The 19,817-nt window shown below is 71.4% G+C and carries 17 protein-coding genes; 5 read left to right on the top strand and 12 right to left on the bottom strand.

The genetic code is table 11. The features are described from left to right. Nucleotides 1–2: 2 nt before the first annotated feature. The 10 genes from AB0K18_RS15185 to AB0K18_RS15140 form a co-directional block, all read right to left on the bottom strand. A complete protein-coding gene (locus AB0K18_RS15185; protein ID WP_364914597.1) occupies nucleotides 3–830 on the bottom strand; it encodes an STM4011 family radical SAM protein in 828 nt (275 codons plus the stop codon). Continuing rightward, a complete protein-coding gene (locus AB0K18_RS15180; protein WP_364914596.1) occupies nucleotides 824–2,092 on the bottom strand; it encodes an STM4012 family radical SAM protein in 1,269 nt (422 codons plus the stop codon). Before AB0K18_RS15180 ends, AB0K18_RS15185 begins: the two co-directional genes overlap by 7 nt. Beyond that, the gene (locus tag AB0K18_RS15175; RefSeq protein WP_364914662.1) at nucleotides 2,079–2,870 is read right to left on the bottom strand and encodes an STM4013/SEN3800 family hydrolase; all 792 of its coding nucleotides are present in this window, start codon (nucleotides 2,868–2,870) and stop codon (nucleotides 2,079–2,081) included. Before AB0K18_RS15175 ends, AB0K18_RS15180 begins: the two co-directional genes overlap by 14 nt. 88 nt (nucleotides 2,871–2,958) lie before the next feature. Next, a complete protein-coding gene (locus AB0K18_RS15170; RefSeq protein ID WP_364914595.1) occupies nucleotides 2,959–4,005 on the bottom strand; it encodes an STM4014 family protein in 1,047 nt (348 codons plus the stop codon). Next, a complete protein-coding gene (locus AB0K18_RS15165; RefSeq protein ID WP_364914594.1) occupies nucleotides 4,002–5,030 on the bottom strand; it encodes an STM4015 family protein in 1,029 nt (342 codons plus the stop codon). The genes AB0K18_RS15170 and AB0K18_RS15165 overlap by 4 nt, the downstream gene beginning before the upstream one ends. A 6-nt stretch (nucleotides 5,031–5,036) precedes the next feature. Next, nucleotides 5,037–6,002, bottom strand: a complete 966-nt coding sequence (locus AB0K18_RS15160; protein ID WP_364914593.1) for an STM4015 family protein — start codon at nucleotides 6,000–6,002, stop codon at nucleotides 5,037–5,039. Between the two features lie 72 nt (nucleotides 6,003–6,074). After that, entirely contained in the window at nucleotides 6,075–7,442 is a 1,368-nt protein-coding gene (locus AB0K18_RS15155) for a cellulase family glycosylhydrolase (RefSeq protein WP_364914592.1), read from the bottom strand. Nucleotides 7,443–7,446: 4 nt separating this feature from the next. Further along, complete coding sequence (locus AB0K18_RS15150; protein ID WP_364914591.1) at nucleotides 7,447–8,295, bottom strand: carbohydrate ABC transporter permease; 849 nt, start codon at nucleotides 8,293–8,295, stop codon at nucleotides 7,447–7,449. Continuing rightward, nucleotides 8,292–9,164, bottom strand: coding sequence for a sugar ABC transporter permease (locus AB0K18_RS15145; RefSeq protein ID WP_364914590.1), 873 nt, complete (start codon nucleotides 9,162–9,164; stop codon nucleotides 8,292–8,294). The genes AB0K18_RS15150 and AB0K18_RS15145 overlap by 4 nt, the downstream gene beginning before the upstream one ends. A gap of 83 nt (nucleotides 9,165–9,247) precedes the next feature. After that, nucleotides 9,248–10,528 (bottom strand): extracellular solute-binding protein, encoded by a 1,281-nt coding sequence (locus AB0K18_RS15140; RefSeq protein WP_364914589.1) that lies wholly within the window; start codon nucleotides 10,526–10,528, stop codon nucleotides 9,248–9,250. A gap of 146 nt (nucleotides 10,529–10,674) precedes the next feature. Here AB0K18_RS15140 and AB0K18_RS15135 point away from each other — a divergent pair, with 146 nt between their 5' ends. Further along, entirely contained in the window at nucleotides 10,675–11,685 is a 1,011-nt protein-coding gene (locus tag AB0K18_RS15135) for a LacI family DNA-binding transcriptional regulator (RefSeq protein ID WP_364555366.1), read from the top strand. A 64-nt stretch (nucleotides 11,686–11,749) separates the two neighbouring features. Further along, a complete protein-coding gene (locus AB0K18_RS15130; protein WP_364914588.1) occupies nucleotides 11,750–12,496 on the top strand; it encodes a maleylpyruvate isomerase N-terminal domain-containing protein in 747 nt (248 codons plus the stop codon). A 94-nt stretch (nucleotides 12,497–12,590) separates the two neighbouring features. On the opposite strand, the gene AB0K18_RS15125 is transcribed toward AB0K18_RS15130, so the two are convergent. Beyond that, on the bottom strand, nucleotides 12,591–13,022 hold the full coding sequence (locus AB0K18_RS15125) for a MarR family transcriptional regulator (protein WP_364914587.1): 432 nt from the start codon (nucleotides 13,020–13,022) through the stop codon (nucleotides 12,591–12,593). A 50-nt stretch (nucleotides 13,023–13,072) separates the two neighbouring features. Between AB0K18_RS15125 and AB0K18_RS15120 the strand changes: the two genes are divergently transcribed. The 3 genes from AB0K18_RS15120 (at nucleotide 13,073) to AB0K18_RS15110 (ending at nucleotide 19,363) form a co-directional block, all read left to right on the top strand. After that, a complete protein-coding gene (locus tag AB0K18_RS15120; RefSeq protein ID WP_364914586.1) occupies nucleotides 13,073–13,429 on the top strand; it encodes a nucleotide pyrophosphohydrolase in 357 nt (118 codons plus the stop codon). 261 nt (nucleotides 13,430–13,690) lie between these two features. Beyond that, a complete protein-coding gene (locus AB0K18_RS15115; RefSeq protein ID WP_364914585.1) occupies nucleotides 13,691–16,201 on the top strand; it encodes a hypothetical protein in 2,511 nt (836 codons plus the stop codon). A gap of 30 nt (nucleotides 16,202–16,231) precedes the next feature. Continuing rightward, nucleotides 16,232–19,363, top strand: coding sequence for a BTAD domain-containing putative transcriptional regulator (locus AB0K18_RS15110; RefSeq protein WP_364914584.1), 3,132 nt, complete (start codon nucleotides 16,232–16,234; stop codon nucleotides 19,361–19,363). Here AB0K18_RS15110 and AB0K18_RS15105 read toward each other — a convergent pair. Continuing rightward, the gene (locus tag AB0K18_RS15105; RefSeq protein ID WP_364914583.1) at nucleotides 19,352–19,765 is read right to left on the bottom strand and encodes an SRPBCC domain-containing protein; all 414 of its coding nucleotides are present in this window, start codon (nucleotides 19,763–19,765) and stop codon (nucleotides 19,352–19,354) included. The genes AB0K18_RS15110 and AB0K18_RS15105 overlap by 12 nt on opposite strands. Nucleotides 19,766–19,817: the final 52 nt, after the last annotated feature.

Below are 19,817 nucleotides of genomic sequence, written 5' to 3'. Positions count from 1 at the left end.
CCTCACCAGGCATGGGGGATGCGTTCGAGGACGCCGCCCGTGAAGACGTCGTACAGGCCCAGCGGTTCCAGGTGCACATAGCCGATGTGGCAGTCGCACAGGGCCGCCGGGCAGGGGCGGGGGCGCAGGGCTTCGCGGTACGTGCCGTCGTACAGGTTGCCCAGGACCTCCGGGACGAAGTGGCAGCGGCGGACGGTGCCGTCACCGTTCACCGAGATCACCGTGTCGCCGGTGCGGCAGGAGAGGCCGGCGCTGGCGTGGGGGAAGCGGCTGTGGCGGAAGAGGGGGTCGATGGCCGTCCAGTCGGCGGCCTCCTCGTCGGTGTAGTGGCGGCCCTCCTCGGCGTTGACCCACAGGTACGTCTCCGGCGGCAGGCCGGCCCGCAGCCGCCGGGCGTCCGGCAGGTGGGCGGGGTCGCCGACGATGCCCACGCTGTGGCGCACCGGGAGCGAGCGCACCTTGGCCAGGAAGCGCTCGTACGGCACCTGCGTCGGGTGATACGTCACCCACAGCGCGGCCCGCTCCGACGCCTCGGCCAGCCACTCGGTACGGCAGCTCAGGTTCGTCTGGATGGCGACCCTGGTGACGTTGGGCAGCCACGACAGCTCGACGAGCGCCCGCCGGTACCACGACCTGACCAGCCCCTCTCCCCACGGCGTGAACAGGATCGACAGCTGGCCGTCGTGCCCGCCCGCCCAGCGGGTGAAGCGTTCGAGCGCGGCCCGGTCGGCGCGCAACTGCTCGGGGGTGTCGCGGCGCTTGGCGAACGGGCAGTAGGCGCAGTCGTAGTCGCAGCTCGCGAGCGGGCCGCGATAGAGGATGGTCAGCATGCCTCGTACGCCTCCATGAGGGCCCGCACGCGCGGCGAGAACAGAGCGGGGCCGATCGCGTCGGAGTGGGCGAGCCCTTCGGGGGTGAGCGTGATCGTCTCGTCGGTGATCGTCAGCCAGGAGGCGAACGCGTCGAGCGGGAAGTCGTCGAGCACGTCGGTGCCGAAGCGGGCGGCGTACAGGGGACGCGACATCCCCTCGGCGCGCAGCAGCGACTGGATGAGGTGGCGGCGCCTGCGCTCGTCGGGAGTGAGGGCGAAGCCGACGTTCGCGACGTCGAAGTCGGTCCTGGTCACGTAGTCGTCGATGATCGAGCGGACGTGGCGGGCGCCGACGGCGTACTCGAAGGAGTAGTGCAGGCCGCTGATGTACGAGCGGGCGCCGCAGCCGAGGCCGACCATGCCGTCGGTCTGGCAGCAGTAGTCGGTGCCGGCGGACGGGGTGCCGGGCAGGCGGAACATGCGCATCGAGACCTGTTCGTACCCGGCCGCCATGAGGTGGTCGCGGCCCTCCCGATAGAGCTCCAGCCGCTGGTCGTCCCAGGCGCGGCCCTGCTTGCCCAGCCCGGTCAGCGGCCGCACGTAGAGCGGGTAGAGGTAGATCTCCTCGGGACGCCAGCCGAGCGCCGTGTCCAGGGAGTACCGCCACGATCGCGGTGTCTGTCCGTCGATGCCGTAGATGAGGTCGATGTTCAGGACGGGCACGCCGGAGGCCCTGATGGCGTCGAGGGCGGCGTCCACCTCGGCCCGTTTCTGCGGGCGGACGGCCGAGCGCGCCTCCTCCGGCACGAAGCTCTGCACGCCGATCGAGATCCGCGCGGTGCCGCGCTCGGCCAGCACCGACAGGCGGTCGGGGGTGGCGGTGGCGGGCGAGGTCTCGACCGACAGCGGCACCCGCGCCAGGTCCACGCCCATCGCCTGCTCGGTCAGGTCGAACAGCCGGGTCAGCTCGCGGGCGCTGAGGTAGGTGGGGGTGCCGCCGCCGAAGGCCGCCGTGCTGAACGCGGTCTCCTCCAGGCACTCGCGCACCTGGCGGGCCTGGCGTTCGAGCGTGTCGAGGTAGGCGGTCACCAGCTCCTCCGGGGCGCCGGTGCGGGTGAACAGGTTGCAGAAGCCGCAGCGCATCTCGCAGAACGGGATGTGCACGTAGAGGGCGCCGGGGCGCTCGCCGGCCCAGACCTCCTTGAGGTGCGGGCGCGGGTCGAGGGGGCGGTAGGCGGTCTTGTGCGGGTAGGCGTAGACGTAGCCCTCATACGGCCGCATGACTCTCCAGGACGAAGTGGGTGTAGGGGACGGTCCAGACGACCTCGTGGCCGATGCGGTGACCGGTGTGCCCGTCCTCGCCGTACGCGGTGCCGTGGTCGGAGCAGACGATGGTCAGGCAGGGACGGCGGCGGCGCATGAGGGCGTAGAGGCGGCCGATGTGCCGGTCGACGTAGCGCAGGGCGGCGGCGTGGCTGTCGAGGGAGTCTTCCCCGGCGCCGGGCAGGTAGAAGTGGTTGGGCTGGTGCAGGGCCGAGATGTTGAGAAAGAGCATGACCGGGCCAGGCACGCGGGCCAGCACCTCGGCGGCGCGGTCGATCTGGCGCTCCAGCGACTCGGGGTTCGTCACGCCGAACTCCGGCTCCCAGTGACTCTCGGCGAACAGGCCGGGCAGCGCCGACCCGAGCGGGGTCAGCTTGTTGAAGAACCCGACCCCGCCGATGCAGACGGTGTGATAGCCCGCCCGCGCCAGCCCGGTGGGCAGATCGGGCGCATCGAACACCCACGTGCCCTTCCCGGTCGTCTCGCTCCCGGGGAAGGTGGCCGCGAACAGCCGCGGATGCGGCCCCGGCGTTACCGGCGTGGGCAGGAACCCGGCGAACATGGCGGCGTGGGCGGCATAGGTGAAGCTCCCCGGACTGTGCCGCCGCTCCCATCGCACACCGTCCGGCAACAGGTTGGGCAACAGCCCAGCCTCGGCCTGCGCAACGGCCACGTCGTAGCGCAGCGTGTCGAGGGTGACCATGAGCAGGTCGTGCGTCCCCACGACAGCGTTCATGTCGATGCCGACGCCACCGCCGCCGGGACGCGGGCCGGCGCTCACATCGGGGCGAACGTTGGGGTGCGGGCTGTGCGCCCCCTTTCGGTCAGTGGTGGCCATTCAGGACCGCCTCGACCTGTTCGGCGTACGTGTCGCGACCATGCCCAGAAATATCCCCCAGCCTCGGGAGAAGGTCGCCGAACGCGTTGACCTCCGCCACCACCACGGACCGCCAATCGGTCCCCACCATCACGTCGACCCCCGCACTCAAACTCCGCGGAAAGCAGCGCGCCGCAGCGGCGCACACCTCCAGCACCCGCTCCCACAACCCGGTCCGCCGGCGTACGACATCGAGGTCGCCCCGCGCGCCCCCAAGGTGCAGGTTCGTCATGGGGAAGCGGCTCGTGCGGACGACGGCGTGCGTCGGACGGCCCGCCACCGTCACCACCCGCAGGTCGAACGCCCGCCCTTCGGTCATCGCCTTCGGGAACCACCGTTCGACGTGCAGCCCGTCGGGCGCCAGCACGTCCACGAGCCGCCGCACCTCGGCCTCCTCGGTCACGGTCCTGACCTGGAGGGAGTTGCACAGCACACCGTCCAGCCAGACGGCCGAGGTGACGGCGTGCACCCGACTGCCATGGGTCTGGAAGGCGATCACGCCGGACGCCGACGAGCCGTGGGCGGGCTTGACGAACACCCGCTGCCAGCCCCGCCGCGCCATCTCCTCCCGCAACCCGTCGTAGGAGCGGGCCTCGAACGCCTCCGGCACCGGCACCCCGGCCGCCGCCAGCACCGCGTGGCAGCGCCGCTTGTCGAACATCACCTTGATCTCGCCCACGTCGCCCAGCAGCCGCGCACCGGGGATCGCCGCGGCCCGATCGAGCCCGGCACAGAACGACGCGTACCAGGCCGCGCCACCCCCGGCCCGCGCCGGATCGCCGGGGCCGCGCAGCAGTTCGTCCGCCCGCGCGTCCTCACCGGGCGAGTCGATCCGAAGCAGCGCCCCCTCGGGCACGCCGATCTCCCGCCCGGCGAGCACGTCCTGCCACGACACGACATAGGGCTCCGCAAGCCCCCGCGCCACGACCGCGTCACGAAACAACGTGACCCGCCGATCGCCCGGCGTACCGACCACGGCGAAGCGCACCGTCATTCCCACTCCGCGATGTAGGGCTGGTCGTGGGCGCCGGGTGGGCGTGTCAGGTCGAGGGTCACGCCGGGGAGCGCCCGGCGCACCCGCTCCACCATGGGCTCGCTGAGGAAGTGGTGGTGCAGGTCGAGCACCCGCAGGTGGGTCAGCGGCTGACCGCTGAGCAGTGCCTCCATGCCGTGGTCGGTGAGCGCGCCCCGGCCCAGGCTGAGCTCGTGGAGCCCGGCCACCACGGGCGCGGTGGCGACGGCGGCGGCGATGTCGTCCTGGTATTCGCTGTTGCGCAGGCCGAGCCGCCTGAGCGCGGGCAGCCGGGCGCCGGACAGCGGCTCGTCGAGGTCGCCGATGGTGTTGTCGCCGAAATAGGCGGGGGTGCCGAGCCACATCTCCAGGTGCTCCAGCGCGGGGAACGAGCTCGCGCCCACCGCCCTGACCACGGCGCCGGGCAGGCCGCCGCTCTCGAAGCGCAGCACCCTGAGGCGGTCGTGGGTGACCGGCCGCAGCGCCAGCTCGTCGGAGCCGCGCACCTCCAGGCGCTCCAGCAGCGGGTACGCCTCCAGGACCGGCGTGATGTCGCCATGGCCGATCCAGGAGATCTCCCACTGCTCGGTGGGCGTGAACCCCAGGAAGACGGCGCGCAGGGCGGGCAACCGGTCGGCGTAGCGGGCGAGGATCTCCGGCGCGTGGGACACGCTGTAGCCGCTCACCGCCAGGGCCCGCACACGCTCGGGCGCGACGCGGTCGAGCAGCGCGTCGAGCTCACCGGGCAGGGCGCTCTCACCCCGCTCGCCTGGCTCGACGGAGTCGGTGACATCCCAGGCGACCAGCTCGGGGGACAAGGGGACGGTCTCGCCCACCTGCTCGACCGGCAGACCGGCGAACCGATCGCCGCTGTAGAGGTCGGGATCGGCGAGAAAGCTCGCCCCCGGGTCGGTGCTCGGGTCGGTGGCGAAGGTGACACCCCGACTGGTGGCCGTGTCGCCGGAGGAGCTGCGGCCCGGGGCGGTGGCGGTGGGATCGGTGGTCACGTTGGGTTACTCGCTCACCGCGACGTAACGCCAGTCCTCTTCGCGGCTGCGGCGGTCGTCGAGGCGGAGCTCTACGCCCGGCAGCGCCGCCGGCAGGCGGGCGGCCATGCTTTCGCTCAGGTAGTTGTGGTGCAGGTCGAGACGGCGCAGGTGGGTGAGTGGCTGGCCGCTGAGCAGGGCCGTCGCGCCCTCGTCGCCGAGCGAGCCCATCGACAGGCTCAGCGTCTGGAGCCGGGCCACGACGGGGGCGGCCGCCACGGCGCCGGCCAGCTCGTCGGCGTAGGGGCAGTTCTGCAGGCCGAGGTGGCGCAGAGCGGGCAGGCGCTCACCGGCGAGGATGCCGGCGACGTCGGCCACCGTCGAGTCGCCGCCGTATTCGTCGACGCCGAACCAGAGCTCCAGGTGCTCCAGCGCGGGCAGGTCGGAGTCGCCGACCCCGCGGACGACCTGGGCGGGCAGCCCGCCGGTCTCGAACCTGAGCACGCGCAGCGACTCGTGCCGCACCGCCGGGAACTCCAGCCCCGTGCCGCCGCGCACCTCCAGCCGCTCCAGCCGGGGGAAGGCGGTCAGCAGCGGTGTGACGTCGGCCTGCTGGATCCAGGAGATCTCGGACTGCTCGGGCGACATCGCGCCGAGGAACACCGAGCGCAGCTCGGGCAGCCGGTCGGCGTTGCTGGCGAGCGCCGTGATGACCGGCTCGCAGCTGTCCTCGTAGTTGTCCTCCCACTCGCCGAGGACGATCGCCGTGACCTTCGTGGTGTCGACGTGCTCGAAGAACCACTGGACACTCGTGGCGATCTCCTCGGGGGCGTCGTCGTTCCACTCGCTCGCCTCGAACTTCCAGGCGACCGCCCCCGGGTCAGGGGGCGGCGCCTCGACCTCGCTCTCCTCGCACAGCACGGTGAACACCGGCAGCCCGGCGTAGGAGTCGTGGTAGGTGTCGTAGTGGCTGGGCTGCTCGTCGAAGGTCACGGACGGTCCTAGATGTCGGGGGGATGCGGCGGCTCCTGTTCTACTAGATCCACCCGACAATTCCGCATCGGCTCAGCCCTGAAGGTTCGCGGACAGCAGGTCGAGCAGCGGCTCCCTGCGTACGCACCGCTCCAGCAGGAACGAGTCGGCCAGCTCGGCCAGCTCGTCGTCGCTCAGCCCGCGGAAGCGCTCGGCGTACTCCGGCAGCAGCGCCTGCGCCATCATGATGTGCCTGATCAGGTCGTCCGTCTGGTAGCGGGCGCCCCACGGGTAGGGGTCCCAGCCGGGGAACTCGTTCTCGACGAGCGCGTGCAGCGGGGCCAGCACGTCGGCCGCCTCCTCCATGGTGGAGCCCCAGCGGTCCACGCCGAGCCGCCGCTTCTTGGCGATGACGTCGCCGAACCGGTCCAGGTACGCCCCCGAGGCGTGTACCAGGCCCTGCAGCCCGACGTCCTTGTACGTCCACAGCGACCAGCCCACGTCCTGCGCGTCGTAGATCGCGAGCTGGTCGCGCAGGATCTGGTAGCGCTGCCCGTCCACCTCGGGGTCACCGGTGTAGACCGGCCCGAACTCGCCCACCCACAGCGGCGTGCCGGTCTCCCGCTGGAAGCGGGAGCGCTTGGCGAAGGTGCGCTCCAGCTCGTCGCGGTCGCACCACTCGCCGCGCGTGTAGCCGGGGTACGGGCCGCCGTGCGCGAAGCCGGCCAGCGCGTAGTCGTGCAGGACGAAGACCGTGTTCTCGTACACCTCCCGAAATATCGAGAAATCGGTGGCGTACGTGTTGCCGTCCAGGAACAGCACGTGCTTCGGATCCGCCGCCCTGATCGCCTTCACCAGCCGGTCGTAGAAGGGCCCGATCACCTTCCCCGACACGTCCCCAGGCTCGTTGACCGGGTTGTACCCGGCGACCCACGGATGCTCGCGATAGTGGTCGGCGATGACCTCCCACAGATGCACCGCCCGGTCCTGGAAGTGCCGGTGCTGCCAGAACGCGGCGACGTGGGTGGGATTGTCGCTGTGCCAGTGCTGGTTCTGCGAGCCCGGCAGCGCGTGCAGGTCGATCACGCTGTAGATGCCGCGCTCGCCGAGCAGCCCGATCACCCGGTCGAGATGGCGGAACCCGCGCGGGTCGATCTCCATCGGCCGGTCGTCGGACTCCCAGTGGCGGTAGTTGACCGGGATGCGCACGCAGTTCATGCCGAGCCCGGCCAGCAGGTCGGCGTCGCGCTCGGTGAAGAACGAGGTCAGCAGCCGGTCGAAGAACAGCTCCGCCCGGTCGTCGCCGAGCACGCCGCGCACGGCCTGCCGCATGGCGGACTCGTTCGCCGGGTAGCCGGTGATGAAGTTCTCCATGTTCATCCAGCCCCCGAGACCCACCCCCCGCAGTCGTACCGGTGTGTCGTCCTCGGTGACGAGCTGGGTTCCGGACACATGCAGCATGGACTCACCCCTTCGTCGCGCCGGCGGTGAGCCCACCGACCAGGTGTCGTTCGGCAATGGCGTAGAAACCGAGCGCGGGCACCATGGCCAGGATCAGGTAGGCCAGGATGCGCGCGGTGTCGGAGGCGTACTGGCCCTGGAACTGCTGGATGCCGAGCGGCAGCGTCCAGCTCGCCTCCTCGCTGAACACCACCAGCGGGAGCATGAAGTTGTTCCAGCTCCCCACGATGGCCAGCACGGAGACGGTGGCGATGGCGGGCCTGGCCATCGGCAGCAGGATGCGCCAGAAGAACCCGAACGGCGAGCATCCGTCGATCGTGGCGGCCTCCTCGATCTCACCCGGGATGCTGCGGAAGAAGCCGCGCAGGATGATGATCGTCAGCGGCAGGCCGAAGGCCGCCTGCGTGAGGATGACGCCGAGCGGGCTGTCCAGCAGCCCGAGCGTGCGCAGCAGGACGAAGATCGGCAGGATCGCCACCGCGAACGGAAACATCAGCCCCGCCGTGAACAGCATGAAGAACAGCTCCCTGCCGCGGAAGGCGAACCGGGCGAAGACGAACCCCGCCAGCGCCGACACCGCCACGGTCAGCACGGTCGTGGCGACCGCGATGAACGTGCTGTTCCACACCTGCCGCCAGAACGCGCCCGAGGCGAGCACGTCGGTGTAGTTCGCGGTGATCCACGCCTCGGGCAGGCCGAACGGGTTCTCCGACAGCTCGCTGTTGTCCTTGAAGCCGCCGAGCAGCGCGTAGATGACCGGGGTCACCATGAAGGCGCCCACGATCACCGCGATCACGTGCAGGGGCAGCGTGTTGCGGCGCCGTTTGAGCGGCCTGCGTGTCCTGTGGTTCATCGCCGGCCTCCCATCGAGGTCGTCGCGCCCTCCAGGTCACGGCGCATCACGAAGCGCTGGTAGACGAGGGCGAAGATGAGGCTGAGCGCGAACATCACGACGCTGATCGCGCTGGCGTAGCCGACCTGGGAACGCTTGAAGCCCCACTCCATCATGGTGACCGCCATCGTCTCCGAGGAGTGCGAAGGGCCGCCGCCGGTCAGGATCCAGACCAGGTCGAACAGCTGGATCGTGTAGATGACCGACAGGAAGACGCTGATCCTGATCGTCGGGCCGAGCAGCGGCAGCGTCACGTACCTGAAGGTCTTCCAGCCCGTGGCGCCGTCGATCTGGGCGGCCTCGATCAGCTCGTTCGGGATGTTCTGCCGCCCGGCGAGGTAGATCATCATGTGGAAGCCGAAGTACTTCCACGTCATGACCAGGAACAACGACGGCATGACGGTGTCGGGGTCGGCCAGGAACTCCGACTCCAGCCCGACCAGTCCCAGGATCTGGTTCGCCATGCCCGAGCCGGGCGAGAGGATCAGCGAGAACAGCACGCCGGTGATGACCTCACTGAGCACGTACGGGGCGAAGAACAGCACCCGGTAGAGCGCCCTGCCGCGGATGCGCTGGTTCAGCAGCATGGCGATGGCCAGCGAGAAGGGCAGCTGGACGAGGATCGAGAAGAGCACCAGGACCAGCAGGTGCCACAGGTCCTGGGCGAAGATCTCGCTGGTGATCAGCCGGGTGAAGTTGTCCAGCCCGATGAAGTCGGTCGGCAGGCCGCCGAAGCCGTTCCACTTGAAGACGCTGGAGTACAGGGCCACCAGCATCGGGGTCACGACCAGCATCAGGAACAGCACGAGCGCGGGGAGCAGGAACAGCATGATGCCCACCCAGCGCCCGCGGCGCCTCCCGACAGGGGCGGGGGCCGGAAGCTTGACCGCTTCCGGCCCTCTCGTGAGTGTCGTCATCCTTCGCTCTTGGCCACTTCGGTGATGGCGGCGCCGACCTCTTCCGGTGTCTTCGTCCCGGCGAACAGCTCGGCCACGCTGTCATTGACCTGCTGTCCGACGGCCGGCGGGTAGGCCTGGTCCAGGTAGAGCTGGTAGCCGGTGGCGCCGGCCAGCTGCGTGGCCACCTCCTTGAGGTTCGCGTCCTTGACCGCGCTCTCCTCGCCCTTGAGCACCGGCAGCACGGCGCCGGACTCCACGGCCTCGGAGTGCTTGTCCATCTGGGTCATGAACTTGACGAAGTCCACGGCCTCCTTCGGGGCGTCCGCGCCCACGGCCAGCCCGCCGCCGCCGCCGAACGCGTCGTCGATCGAGCCCTTACCGCCCTCGACGGCGGGGAACGGGAAGAAGCCGAGGTCGTCGCCGAGGCCCTTGCCCGCGTCCGCCTGGGTGACGGGCGCCCACTGGCCCATCAGCTCCATGGCCGCCTTGCCGTTGCTGACCAGCGCGGCCTGGCCGTCGGGGGTCGAGTAGGCCGCGCCGAGGAAGCCCTTCTGGAACGGCTGCAGGTCGGCCAGCGCCTTCGCCTGCCGGCCCGCGGCGATGAAGTCGGGCTTGGTGAAGTCGTGGTCGGTCTCCGCCTGCTTGAGCCCCTCGATGCCGGCGATGCGCAGCGCGAGGTAGGCCCAGTAGTAGTGGCCCGGCCACTTCTCCTTGCCCGCGAGGGCGATCGGGGTGATCCCGGCCGCCTTCAGCTTCTTGACGGCGTCAAGGAACGCCGACCAGGTGGCGGGCGGCTCGGTGATGCCCGCCTGCTCGAAATGTTTCTTGTTGTACCAGAAGCCGACCAGGCCGATGTCGGTCGGCAGCCCGTACGTCTTGCCGTCCACCTGGTACGCGCTCAGCGACGCGGGGGTGAAGTTCGGCAGGACGTCGGCGACGTCGGACGAGATGTCCTTGACCAGACCGGCGTCGATCTGCTGCTTGAGCACGCCGCCGCCCCAGGAGGCGAAGATGTCGGGCGCCTTGCCCGACTGCGTGATCGTGGTGAGCTTGGCCTTGTACGCCTCGTTCTCCAGGACCGTCGCCTTGATCGTGACGTGCGGGTTCGCGGCCTCGAACTCCTTGGCCCGCTTGGCCCACAGGGTCTTGAGCGGGTCCGCCGTCGACAGGTGCCACCACTCAAGCGTCACCTTCTGGGGAGCGCCGCCACTCTCCTGAGGAGCGGACTCCCCTCCACCGCCACCGCAACCGGCCACGAGCACGGCGGTGGCGATCACCACCAGACTGCGTTTCATGGGGTTCCTTCCTCAGCTGACTGTTGAAAGTTTCGAGAACCCCCCGATAGTTTCGCTGCCGTGATCGTAGGTAAACGCCAGGTAAAGCGTCAACACCCCCTATGGGAGCGATCCCAAACCGAAACTTTCGGATACACTCCCGATTTGTGTCAGCGAAGAGGCGGGTCACGATCGCACTGATCGCGGAAGAGGCCGGCGTATCCATCCCCACGGTCTCCAAGGTCATCAACGGGCGCCCGGAGGTCGCTCCGGCGACCCGCCATCGTGTCGAACGCCTGCTGCAGGAGCACGGCTACCAGCGGCGCATCAGCCAGGACGACACCCCGGCCGGCCTGGTCGACCTCGTCTTCGCCGAGATCGAGTCGCCGTGGGCCATGGAGATCGTCCGCGGGGCCGAGAGCGCCGCCCACGACGCCGGTGCCAGCGTCGTCATCTCCGTCCTGCACACCCATGCCGGTCCAGGGCGCGACTGGCTCGAACGCCTCGCCGCCCGGCGCACCGACGGCGTCGTCATCGTCGCCTCCCGGCTGTCCACCGGCATCCAGGCCCAGCTCAGCGCCCGGTCGCTGCCGTTCGCCGTCGTCGACCCCGAGGGCGAGCCCGCGCCCGGCGTCGTCTCCGTCGGCGCCACCAACTGGAACGGCGGGCTCGCCGCCACCCGCCACCTCATCGAGCTGGGCCACCGCCGCATCGGCATGATCAGCGGGCCGTCCGACATGCTGTGCAGCCAGGCCCGCATCGACGGCTACCGCGCCGCGCTCGAGACCGCCGGGCTGCCCGTCGAGCCCGAGCTGATCAGGCGCGGCACCTTCCTCGTCGAGTCCGGCCACGACGAGGGCCACGCCCTGCTGTCGCTGCCCGAGCCGCCCACCGCCATCTTCGCCGCCAGCGATTTAATGGCCTTCGGCGTTTTCGAGGCCGCCCGGCAGCGCGGGTTGCGCGTCCCCGAGGACCTGAGCGTCGTCGGCTTCGACGACCTGCCGCTGGCCAAGTCCGCCTGGCCGCCGCTCACCACCGTCCGCCAGCCGCTCCAGGAGATGGCCGCGCTGGCCACCAAGACGGTGCTCGCCATGGGCCATGGAGAGGTGCCGGAGACCAAGCGGGTCGAACTGGCCACGGAGCTGATCGTCAGGGAGAGCACGGCCCACTACGGGTAGCCCCGTCCCGGGGTGTCGCGGGAAGCGTCGCATGCGGACTCGATCATGTGTTTGAATTCTTCGCATGGACTTCCCGCGATACCTCGAACTCATCGACGCCGACTGCGCCCGCCTGCGCGCCGCAGCCGTGCGCGACCTCGCCGCGCCCGTGCCGTGCTGCCCCGGATGGACGGCCTCCGACGTGCTCTTCCACACGGGGGAGGTGTTCCTGCACAAGATCGAGGTCATGCGCACCGGCTCCTGGCCCGACCCGTGGCCGCCGGAGCCCGACCCCGCCGAGCCCGCCGGATACTTCGACCGCGCCGTGCGGGAGCTGAAGGCGGAGTTCGCCGCGCGCAAGCCTGAGGACGCCACGCCCACCTTTTACGACCCGGACCAGACGGTCGGGTTCTGGATCCGCAGGATGGCGCAGGAGGTCGTCGTGCACCGGGTGGACTCCGAGCTGGCGGCGGGCGGCCCCGTCACGCCGATCCCCGACGACCTGGCCCTCGACGGCATCGACGAGGTGCTGGTGGTCTTCCTGGCCTACGCCTCGGCCTCCTGGCCGGACGAGCTGGGCGACGCGCTCAAGACCGCCGACGGCCGGTCGGTGGCGATCGAGGCGGGCGGGCGGCGATGGGTGGTCCGCATGGCCCCCTCCGGCGTCGAGGTCGCCCCGGGCGACGGCGAGGCGCAGGCGTCGGTCGCGGGCGCTCCGCAGGAGACGCTGCTGTGGCTGTGGGGGCGCGGCGACGCCTCCGCACTGAACGTTTCAGGCGACGAGCAGCCGATCGCCCGCCTGCGCGACCTGCTGCGAGCCGCGACGCAGTAGGGCGACCAGGGCGGGTGGTGCCGGCCGGTCGGCGCGGCGGCCGGGGATCGGCCGGGGATCGGCCGGGAGATCGGCCGGGAGATCGGCCGGGGGGTCAGGTGCGGCGGTCGGGGATCAGCTCGTCGGCGAGGGCTTCCAGGGTGGCGACCGTCTTGCGCACGTGTTCGAGGTCGTCCGTACGCAGGGCCGCCGCCAGCGCGTGGTCGATGGGGGTCTCGCGGACCCGGGTCACGCGTTCCGAGACCTCGGGGGCCTCGCGGATGATCGTGCGCCGGCGGTCGCGGGGGTCGGTGGCGGTCGTCACGGCGCCCGCCGTGCGCAGCCGGGCGATCGCGGCCGAGACGGCGCTCTGCGGCAGACCCGTACGCGCGGCGATCTCGCCCACCGTCGTGTCCGGGTGCGCCCGCAGGTCGCTCACCACGATCAGCACCGTACGCATGCTCGCCGGCTGATCACCGATCCCCTCCGTCGGCATCGCCTCTTCGCCGATCTTCATCAGTGCCCGGCCCAACAGGAACAATTCCACCCCATTCACGCTCAGCAACATACAGGTACGGCTCGGTAGGGTCCTGAGACGTGACGAGCGAGTTGGAGTGCCTTGCCGCGCGGTTGCGCGAGTTCGCCCGGGTCAGGGAGTGGGAGCAGTTCCACACGCCGAAGAACCTCGCGATGGCGCTGGCCGGCGAGGTCGGCGAGCTGGTGGCCGAGTTCCAGTGGCTGACGGCGGAGGAGTCGGCGAGCCCCGATCGGGAGACGCTCGACCGGATGCGTACGGAGCTGGCCGACGTCACCCTCTACCTCGTGCGCCTGGCCGACGTGCTGGGCGTCGATCTGATGGCGGCGGCGCAGGCGAAGCTGGAGGACAACGGCCGCCGCTACGACGCCGAGCGTTACCGCGGCTCGGCCAGAAAGGCGCCACCGAGCGGAACGTGACCGCCCGGAATTTAGTTCCCAAAGGGGCAATTATGCCAACGGATATTTTTACAGCATATATCTGACCTTGGCGCTATAGGCTCGATCACATAAGTGCGACAGTCGGGATAGATCGTCAAGGCTGCGACATGCGGAGGCGCGACTTGAGTAGCCTCGTTCCACCGAGTCGCGCAGGCGAGCATCAATGGGGAGGATTGATCGCTCATGGCATATGCCCCCGCATATCCCCTGATAGTAGACGCCGTACGCCGCCCCTCCCCGTTGTCCAGAGAAGACGGCCGCCCGATCCTGGTCTTCACCGGCGACCTGCGCGCGGCCGACGAGGCCGTTGACGACGTCGACAGAATCGGCCGCTGGGCGCCCCACGCGCGCATAGAGGCGACGGCCGCCTCCGACGTGGCGGGCGTCATCGAGAAGCTGACCTTTCGCGACGGCCTTTTGACGCGCTGGGTCGGGGGCACGCTGCTTCCGCCGCCCCGTTTTCTGCTGACCCGATTCATTCTCTGGGCCTGGCGGGAAGCGCACCCCGCGGCGAGCGGAGAACACCGGGAAACGCCGACCCGCGAAGACTACGTACGCTCCCATACCGCGTGGCGAAAGGCGGAGACGTTCACCGGGCCCGCGCTGCGCAGCTGGGCCGACTACGTCAGCCGCACCATGACCACGTGGCTGCCCGCCTCGGGGCTGACGGCCTTCGGGCTGCAGCAGTTCATGGACGGCGTCAATCTGCTGCTCTGGCTGATCAGCCCGGCCGTGGCCGTCGTCCTCGCCCTGCTGCACGCCACGCTGCTGGTCAGGGGCCTGCTCTCCTACCGCTGGTTCCGCCGGGCGCCCTACCTGCCGCGCCGGGCGGGCGAGCCGCTCATCGACTACGCGATGCGCATCGCGGGCACCGAGCTCCCGCCCGGGCACGAGGACGAGCACCGGGAGCAGGCAGAACGCCTGCTCGTCGCCGCGCTGCTGGAGGACCTCCGCCAGGCATATCGGCGCCGCCTGTTCCCGTGGGCGTGGCCGGGCTGGGGCCGCCACACCTATCCCGTGGTGGGCATCAAGCACGCCGATCCCGGCACGGCGGGGCGCCGGTTCGTCGAGCTGGTGGAGGAGATCAGGGTGGGCACGGGCCAGCGGGGCCCGCTGCTGCTGGTCGTCTCCACGTCGGTGCCGCCGGCCGCCCACCATGCCCGGTTCGACGGCGGGGGCATCGACGCCCCGGCCGAGCTGTACGCCGAATGGGGCAGGGCCATGCGCCGGTTCCAGCCGAGCCCGTACCTCGTGATCGACACGACGCGTCCGGTGGAGCCGGGGACGGTGCGGCGGCGTCCCGAACGGCGGCTGCGTCCCGTCAGGGCGATGGTGTTCTGGGCGTTCGTGCTGACGCTGGTGGCCGCCCCGGTGACGGTCACCGCGGCGAACGCGCTGGGCTGCGGCTCCGGCCTGCACGAGCTGGCCGACCAGTGCGTGGGCATGGGCTCGCTGGACAAGATCGCCCCGCACGCGACCCTGCAGCCGGTGACGGACAAGATCGAGCAGCAGAACGCCGCCATCCCCTTCGGCGCCAAGGTCATCAAGATCGCCTATCTGGGCCCGCTGACGACGCAGCCGGGCGCCCAGTTCAAGGAGGGTCAGATGACGGCGGTCGCGGGCGAGCTGACCGGGCTCGGGGCGTACCAGGCGGAGTTCAACAAGAGCAAGTCCGACTGGAAGATGAAGGTGCTGTTCGCCAACACCGGCCAGGACTTCCTCGGAGCCGAGCTCGCGGCCGACGAGATCGCCGAGCACGCGAAGAACGACCCCTCCCTGGCGGCCGTCGTCGGGTTCGCATGGAGCAGGGACGAGGTGCGGCGGGCGGTCACGCGGCTGACGAAGGTCAACATGCCGATGGTCGGCACGGTCAGCACCGTGCACCAGATCGCGGTCGACGACGAGCGAGGGCGCTCGCCCTACTTCTACCGGCTGGCGGTCGTGGACACGCTGCAGGTGAAGGCCACCGTCCATTGGCTGGAGCGGATCGGACTCGACCCCGCGGTGGGCAGGAGGCCCGGCGTGGCCGTCGTCTGGCAGAAACAGCCCGGCGAGCTCTACAGCAAGGACCTGCGGGACCTGTTCTGGGCGGCGTACCAGGGGGACAAGACCGAGCACCCCTTCACCGACGACGCCTCGCTCGAAGCGGCCGTGCGCGACGCGTGCCGCACCAAGGCGAAGGTGCTCTACTACACCGGCAGGGCCGACTTCCTGGCCATGGTCCAGCGCGCCTGGGGCACGGCGTGCCAGCGGGCCGGCGTACGGCTGCTGGCCTCCGACGACGTGACCGGCGCCATCGCGAACGACGTGCGCGGCAACCCCGGCAAGCACACCGTGACCATGTCGTTCGTCTCCCTGACCGACGCCAGGAACCCCTCCGACAACCAGAGCCAGGAGGTGCTGTGGCGATGGGCGGACAAGACGTCGAAGACCTTCTCGTACGTGCACGCCGCCTTCGGCTACGACGCCGTCCAGGCCGTCGCCATGGCGTTCAACACCTACCGCAACCAGAGCCCCGACGCCCTCGCCGTACGCGCCGGCGTGCACTACAACCTGCGCGGCCTCAGCTTCGACGGGGCGACGGGCGCGGTGGCGTTCTCCTCCGACGCCACCGACCACGACGCCCAGGGCCGCGCGATCTGGCTCATGACCGTCGAGGCGGGCGAGGAGATCAAGGCGGTACGCGAGTGCCACCCCACCGCCGAGACACCCGGATGCGGGCAGGCACGCGACCCCGGGGACACGACCTGACGGGCCCCCCTCCCGCATAGGGTGACGGGCATGCGATTCGGCGTGCTCGGCCCGCTGGCCGTGTGGACGGATGCCGGGCAGAGCGTCACGATCCCCGGGCTCAAGGTACGCGCGCTCCTCGCGGACCTGCTGGTCCACGAGGGGCACCCCGTGTCGGTCGACCGGCTGGTCGACGACCTGTGGGGCGAGGACCCGCCCGCCAACCCGGCGGGCGCGCTGCAGGTGCGAGTGTCGCAGTTGCGCAAGGCGTTCGAGGACGCCGAGAGCGGCGGCAAGAATCTCGTCGTCTCCCGCGCGCCCGGCTACCTGCTGCGCGCCGACGAGGGGGCGGTGGACGCCGTACGGTTCGCGGAGTTACTGGCCAGGGCCGAGGCCGCTGACAGCCCCAGGACCAAGGCCGGGTTGCTGGCCGACGCGCTGGCGCTGTGGCGCGGCCCGGCGTACGCGGACTTCGCCGACGAGGAGTTCACCAGGGCGGCCGTGCACCGCCTGGAGGAGCAGCGGCTGTCGGCGCTGGAGCAGCACGCCGAGGCCCGGCTGGAGCTGGGCGAGCACGGGCTGCTCGTGGGCGAGCTGAGCGACCTCGTACGCCGCCACCCCCTGCGCGAGCGGCTGCGCGCCGTGCACCTGCGGGCTCTGTACCGCGCGGGCAGGCAGAGCGAGGCCCTGGCCGGTTACGCCGAGCTGCGCGACCGGCTGGCCGACGAGCTGGGCCTCGACCCCGGCCCCGAGCTGGTGGCGCTGCACCAGGCGATCCTGCGGCAGGACCCGGCGCTGAGCGTGCCGGCCGAGCGGCCGTCCACCAACCTGCCCGCCCCGGTCAGCAAGCTCATCGGACGTGACGCGGCGCTGGCCGAGATCGGCGCCCTGCTGGGCGAGGAACGCCTGGTGACGCTCACCGGCAGCGGCGGCGTCGGCAAGACCAGGCTCGCGCTGGAGGTGGCGAACCGGCTGGCGGAGGAGTTCGGGGGCGGCGCCTGGCTGGTGGCGCTCGACCAGGCGTCCCGCACCCCGGCCGAGGCGGTGACGGCCGCGCTGGACATCAGGGAGGACGCCGGCCCCGAGGCCGCGCCCGCCAGGCTGGCCACGGTGCTGCGGCAGCGGCGCACGCTGCTGGTGCTGGACAACTGCGAGCACCTGGTCGAGCAGGTGGCCGAGCTGGCGGAGTCGCTGCTGCGCGCCTGCCCCGACCTGCGGATCCTGGCCACCAGCAGGGAGCCGCTGGCGGTCGAGGGCGAGGTGCTGTGGAATGTGCCGCCGCTCGGCGTGCCCACCGGGGAGGACCTCGCGGCCATGGCCCGCTCCGACGCCGTACGCCTCTTCGTGACCAGGGCCGCCGCCTCCGCCCGCGGGTTCGCCCTCGACGCCGGCAACGCCCCCGCCATCGCGCAGCTGTGCCGCAGGCTCGACGGCATCCCGCTGGCGCTGGAGCTGGCCGCCACCCGGGTGCGCGCGCTCGGCGTCCACGGCGTGGTGGCCAGGCTCGACGACCGGTTCAGGCTGCTGGCCTCCGGGCAGCGCGGCGCCCCCGCCCGCCAGCAGACGCTCACCGCGGTCATCGACTGGAGCTGGGACCTGCTGTCGGAGGACGAGCGCGTGGTCCTGCGCCGCCTCGCCGTCCACGCCGACGGCTGCACGCTGGAGGCCGCCGAGTCCGTCTGCGGGCTGGACCCGCTCGACGTGCTGGACCTGCTGGCCAGGCTGGTCGACCGCTCGCTGGTGACGGTCGTGGACACCCCAGGCGGGGTGCGCTACCGGCTGCTGGAGTCGGTGTCGGCGTACTGCCTGGCCAGGCTGGCCGACGCGGGCGAGCTGGACGAGGTACGCCAGGCGCACCTGCGCCACTACCTGGAGCTGGCCCTGCGCGCCGAGCCCGAGCTGTACGGCCCCGGCCAGCGCGAATGGCTGCTGCGCCTCGACGCGGAGTCGGCCAACCTGCGCGCGGCGCTCGACACCGCCGCGGCGGCGGGCGACGCGGACGGCGCGGCCCGGCTGGTCAACGCGCTGACCTGGTACTGGTTCCTGCGCGGCCGGCTCACCGAGGGCAGACGGGCCCTGGCGACGGCGCTCGCCGTGCCAGGACCGCAGGGAGACGAGCGGGCCAGGGCGGCGGCCTGGGAGGCGGGCTTCGCGCTCATGATGGGCGAGGAGCCCGACTGGCCGCCGGTCGTGGCGGCGATCGCCGACCCCGGGGCGCGGGCCAGGGCGGAGCTGTTCATGTCCCTGCACGTCGCCGACATGACGACGGGGCAGGAGCTGGGGGAGCGGGCGCTGGCCACGTTCAGGGAGGTCGGCGACCGCTGGGGCGTCGCCACCGCGCTCACCAGGCAGGCCATGGACGCCTTCACCCTGCGCGACACCGAGGCGCTGCGGCGCGTCGCGGGGGAGAGCGCCCGGCTGTTCACCGAGCTGGGCGACCGGTGGGGGCTACTGCGTGCCACCGAGTGGCTGGCCTCGCTGGCCCAGATGGAGCACGACACCGAGGAGGCCGACCGGCTGTTCGGCGCGAACCTGCGGATGGCCGAGGAGCTTGAGCTGTGGCCCGAGGTGGTCACGTACATCGCCTGGCTGGGCTGGACCGCGCTGGAGAGCGGCGCGTACGAGCGCGCCATCGAGCTGAGCGAGCGCGCGCTCGCCCAGGCCACCGCCCAGGGCTACAGCAAGGCCGCGACGATGGCCGAGATGGGCCTGGCCTTCGCCGCGCGCCGGTCGGGCCGGCTCGACCTGGCCGAGCCTCATCTGCACCACCTGCTCGACGGCGTGTCCCGAGACCCGTCCGCCGAGCCCGCGATGCACCTGCCCGACGTCCTCGTCGAGCTGGGCCGGCTGCTGGAGCTGCGCGGCGACCCGGCCGGGGCGCTGGAGCTGCACGCCGAGGCGCTGGCCGCGATCCGCAGGATCGGTGACCCGTGGACGGCGGTGGGCGCGGTGGAGGCCGCCGCGTCCGCCGCCGGGCCCACCGAGCAGGGAGCGCGGCTGCTGGGGCTGGCCGCCGCCGCCCGCCGGCACCACCAGCTGGCCGCGGGGCCGGTCGAGCAGGAGGACATCGGCAGGACGGCCGCGCGGGCGCGGGAGGCGCTGGGGGAGGCGGCTTACGCGGCGGCGTACGCGGAGGGGGAGACGTACAAGCTGGAAGACGCACTGACCCTGCTAGGGCTCTAGGTACGCGGCCAGCCGGCCACAGAACTCCTCCCACCCCTCACGCCCGACGCCCACGCCGATCTCGCGTACCCGCAGCTCGGTCCCCGCGCCCGCCGCGACGAACACCACCGTCACCACGGACGCGGCCCGATCGCCCGCACCGGTCGTGAACACCAGCCGCTCGGGCGCCACCACCTCCCGATACCGCCCGCCCACCACCATCTCGAACCCCTCGTCGCCGACCAGCGTCACCCCCCACGCCCCGCCCGCCCGCACGTCGAGGGTGACCCGCCCCAGCGGCGTGGCCATCCAGGCGGGCCCGAACCAGCGGCAGAACCGCTCGGGCTCGGTCCACGCGGCCCACACCAGCGGGCGCGGCGCGCCGAGGAGATGGACGAGGTCATAGGCGACGGTCATGGACATGCGCTCTGCCCTCCGGAGGTGACGGATGCTCCCAGAGTGCGACGCGGTCCTT

The organism is Nonomuraea sp. NPDC049421 (assembly GCF_040677005.1).
GTDB lineage: Bacteria > Actinomycetota > Actinomycetes > Streptosporangiales > Streptosporangiaceae > Nonomuraea > Nonomuraea salmonea.
Note: the sequence above shows the minus strand (reverse complement) of the source record. Positions and strands in the feature narration are given on the sequence as shown.

What these genes read in the sequence shown, in the direction of transcription:
- AB0K18_RS15175 (WP_364914662.1), bottom strand. Translation starts at nt 2,870, where the DNA reads ATGAACGCTGTCGTGGGGACGCACGACCTGCTCATGGTCACCCTCGAC.
- AB0K18_RS15155 (WP_364914592.1), bottom strand. Translation starts at nt 7,442, where the DNA reads ATGCTGCATGTGTCCGGAACCCAGCTCGTCACCGAGGACGACACACCG.
- AB0K18_RS15110 (WP_364914584.1), top strand. Translation starts at nt 16,232, where the DNA reads ATGCGATTCGGCGTGCTCGGCCCGCTGGCCGTGTGGACGGATGCCGGG.
- AB0K18_RS15150 (WP_364914591.1), bottom strand. Translation starts at nt 8,295, where the DNA reads ATGAACCACAGGACACGCAGGCCGCTCAAACGGCGCCGCAACACGCTG.
- AB0K18_RS15105 (WP_364914583.1), bottom strand. Translation starts at nt 19,765, where the DNA reads ATGTCCATGACCGTCGCCTATGACCTCGTCCATCTCCTCGGCGCGCCG.
- AB0K18_RS15180 (WP_364914596.1), bottom strand. Translation starts at nt 2,092, where the DNA reads ATGCGGCCGTATGAGGGCTACGTCTACGCCTACCCGCACAAGACCGCC.
- AB0K18_RS15145 (WP_364914590.1), bottom strand. Translation starts at nt 9,164, where the DNA reads ATGCTGTTCCTGCTCCCCGCGCTCGTGCTGTTCCTGATGCTGGTCGTG.
- AB0K18_RS15130 (WP_364914588.1), top strand. Translation starts at nt 11,750, where the DNA reads ATGGACTTCCCGCGATACCTCGAACTCATCGACGCCGACTGCGCCCGC.
- AB0K18_RS15170 (WP_364914595.1), bottom strand. Translation starts at nt 4,005, where the DNA reads ATGACGGTGCGCTTCGCCGTGGTCGGTACGCCGGGCGATCGGCGGGTC.
- AB0K18_RS15140 (WP_364914589.1), bottom strand. Translation starts at nt 10,528, where the DNA reads ATGAAACGCAGTCTGGTGGTGATCGCCACCGCCGTGCTCGTGGCCGGT.
- AB0K18_RS15185 (WP_364914597.1), bottom strand. Translation starts at nt 830, where the DNA reads ATGCTGACCATCCTCTATCGCGGCCCGCTCGCGAGCTGCGACTACGAC.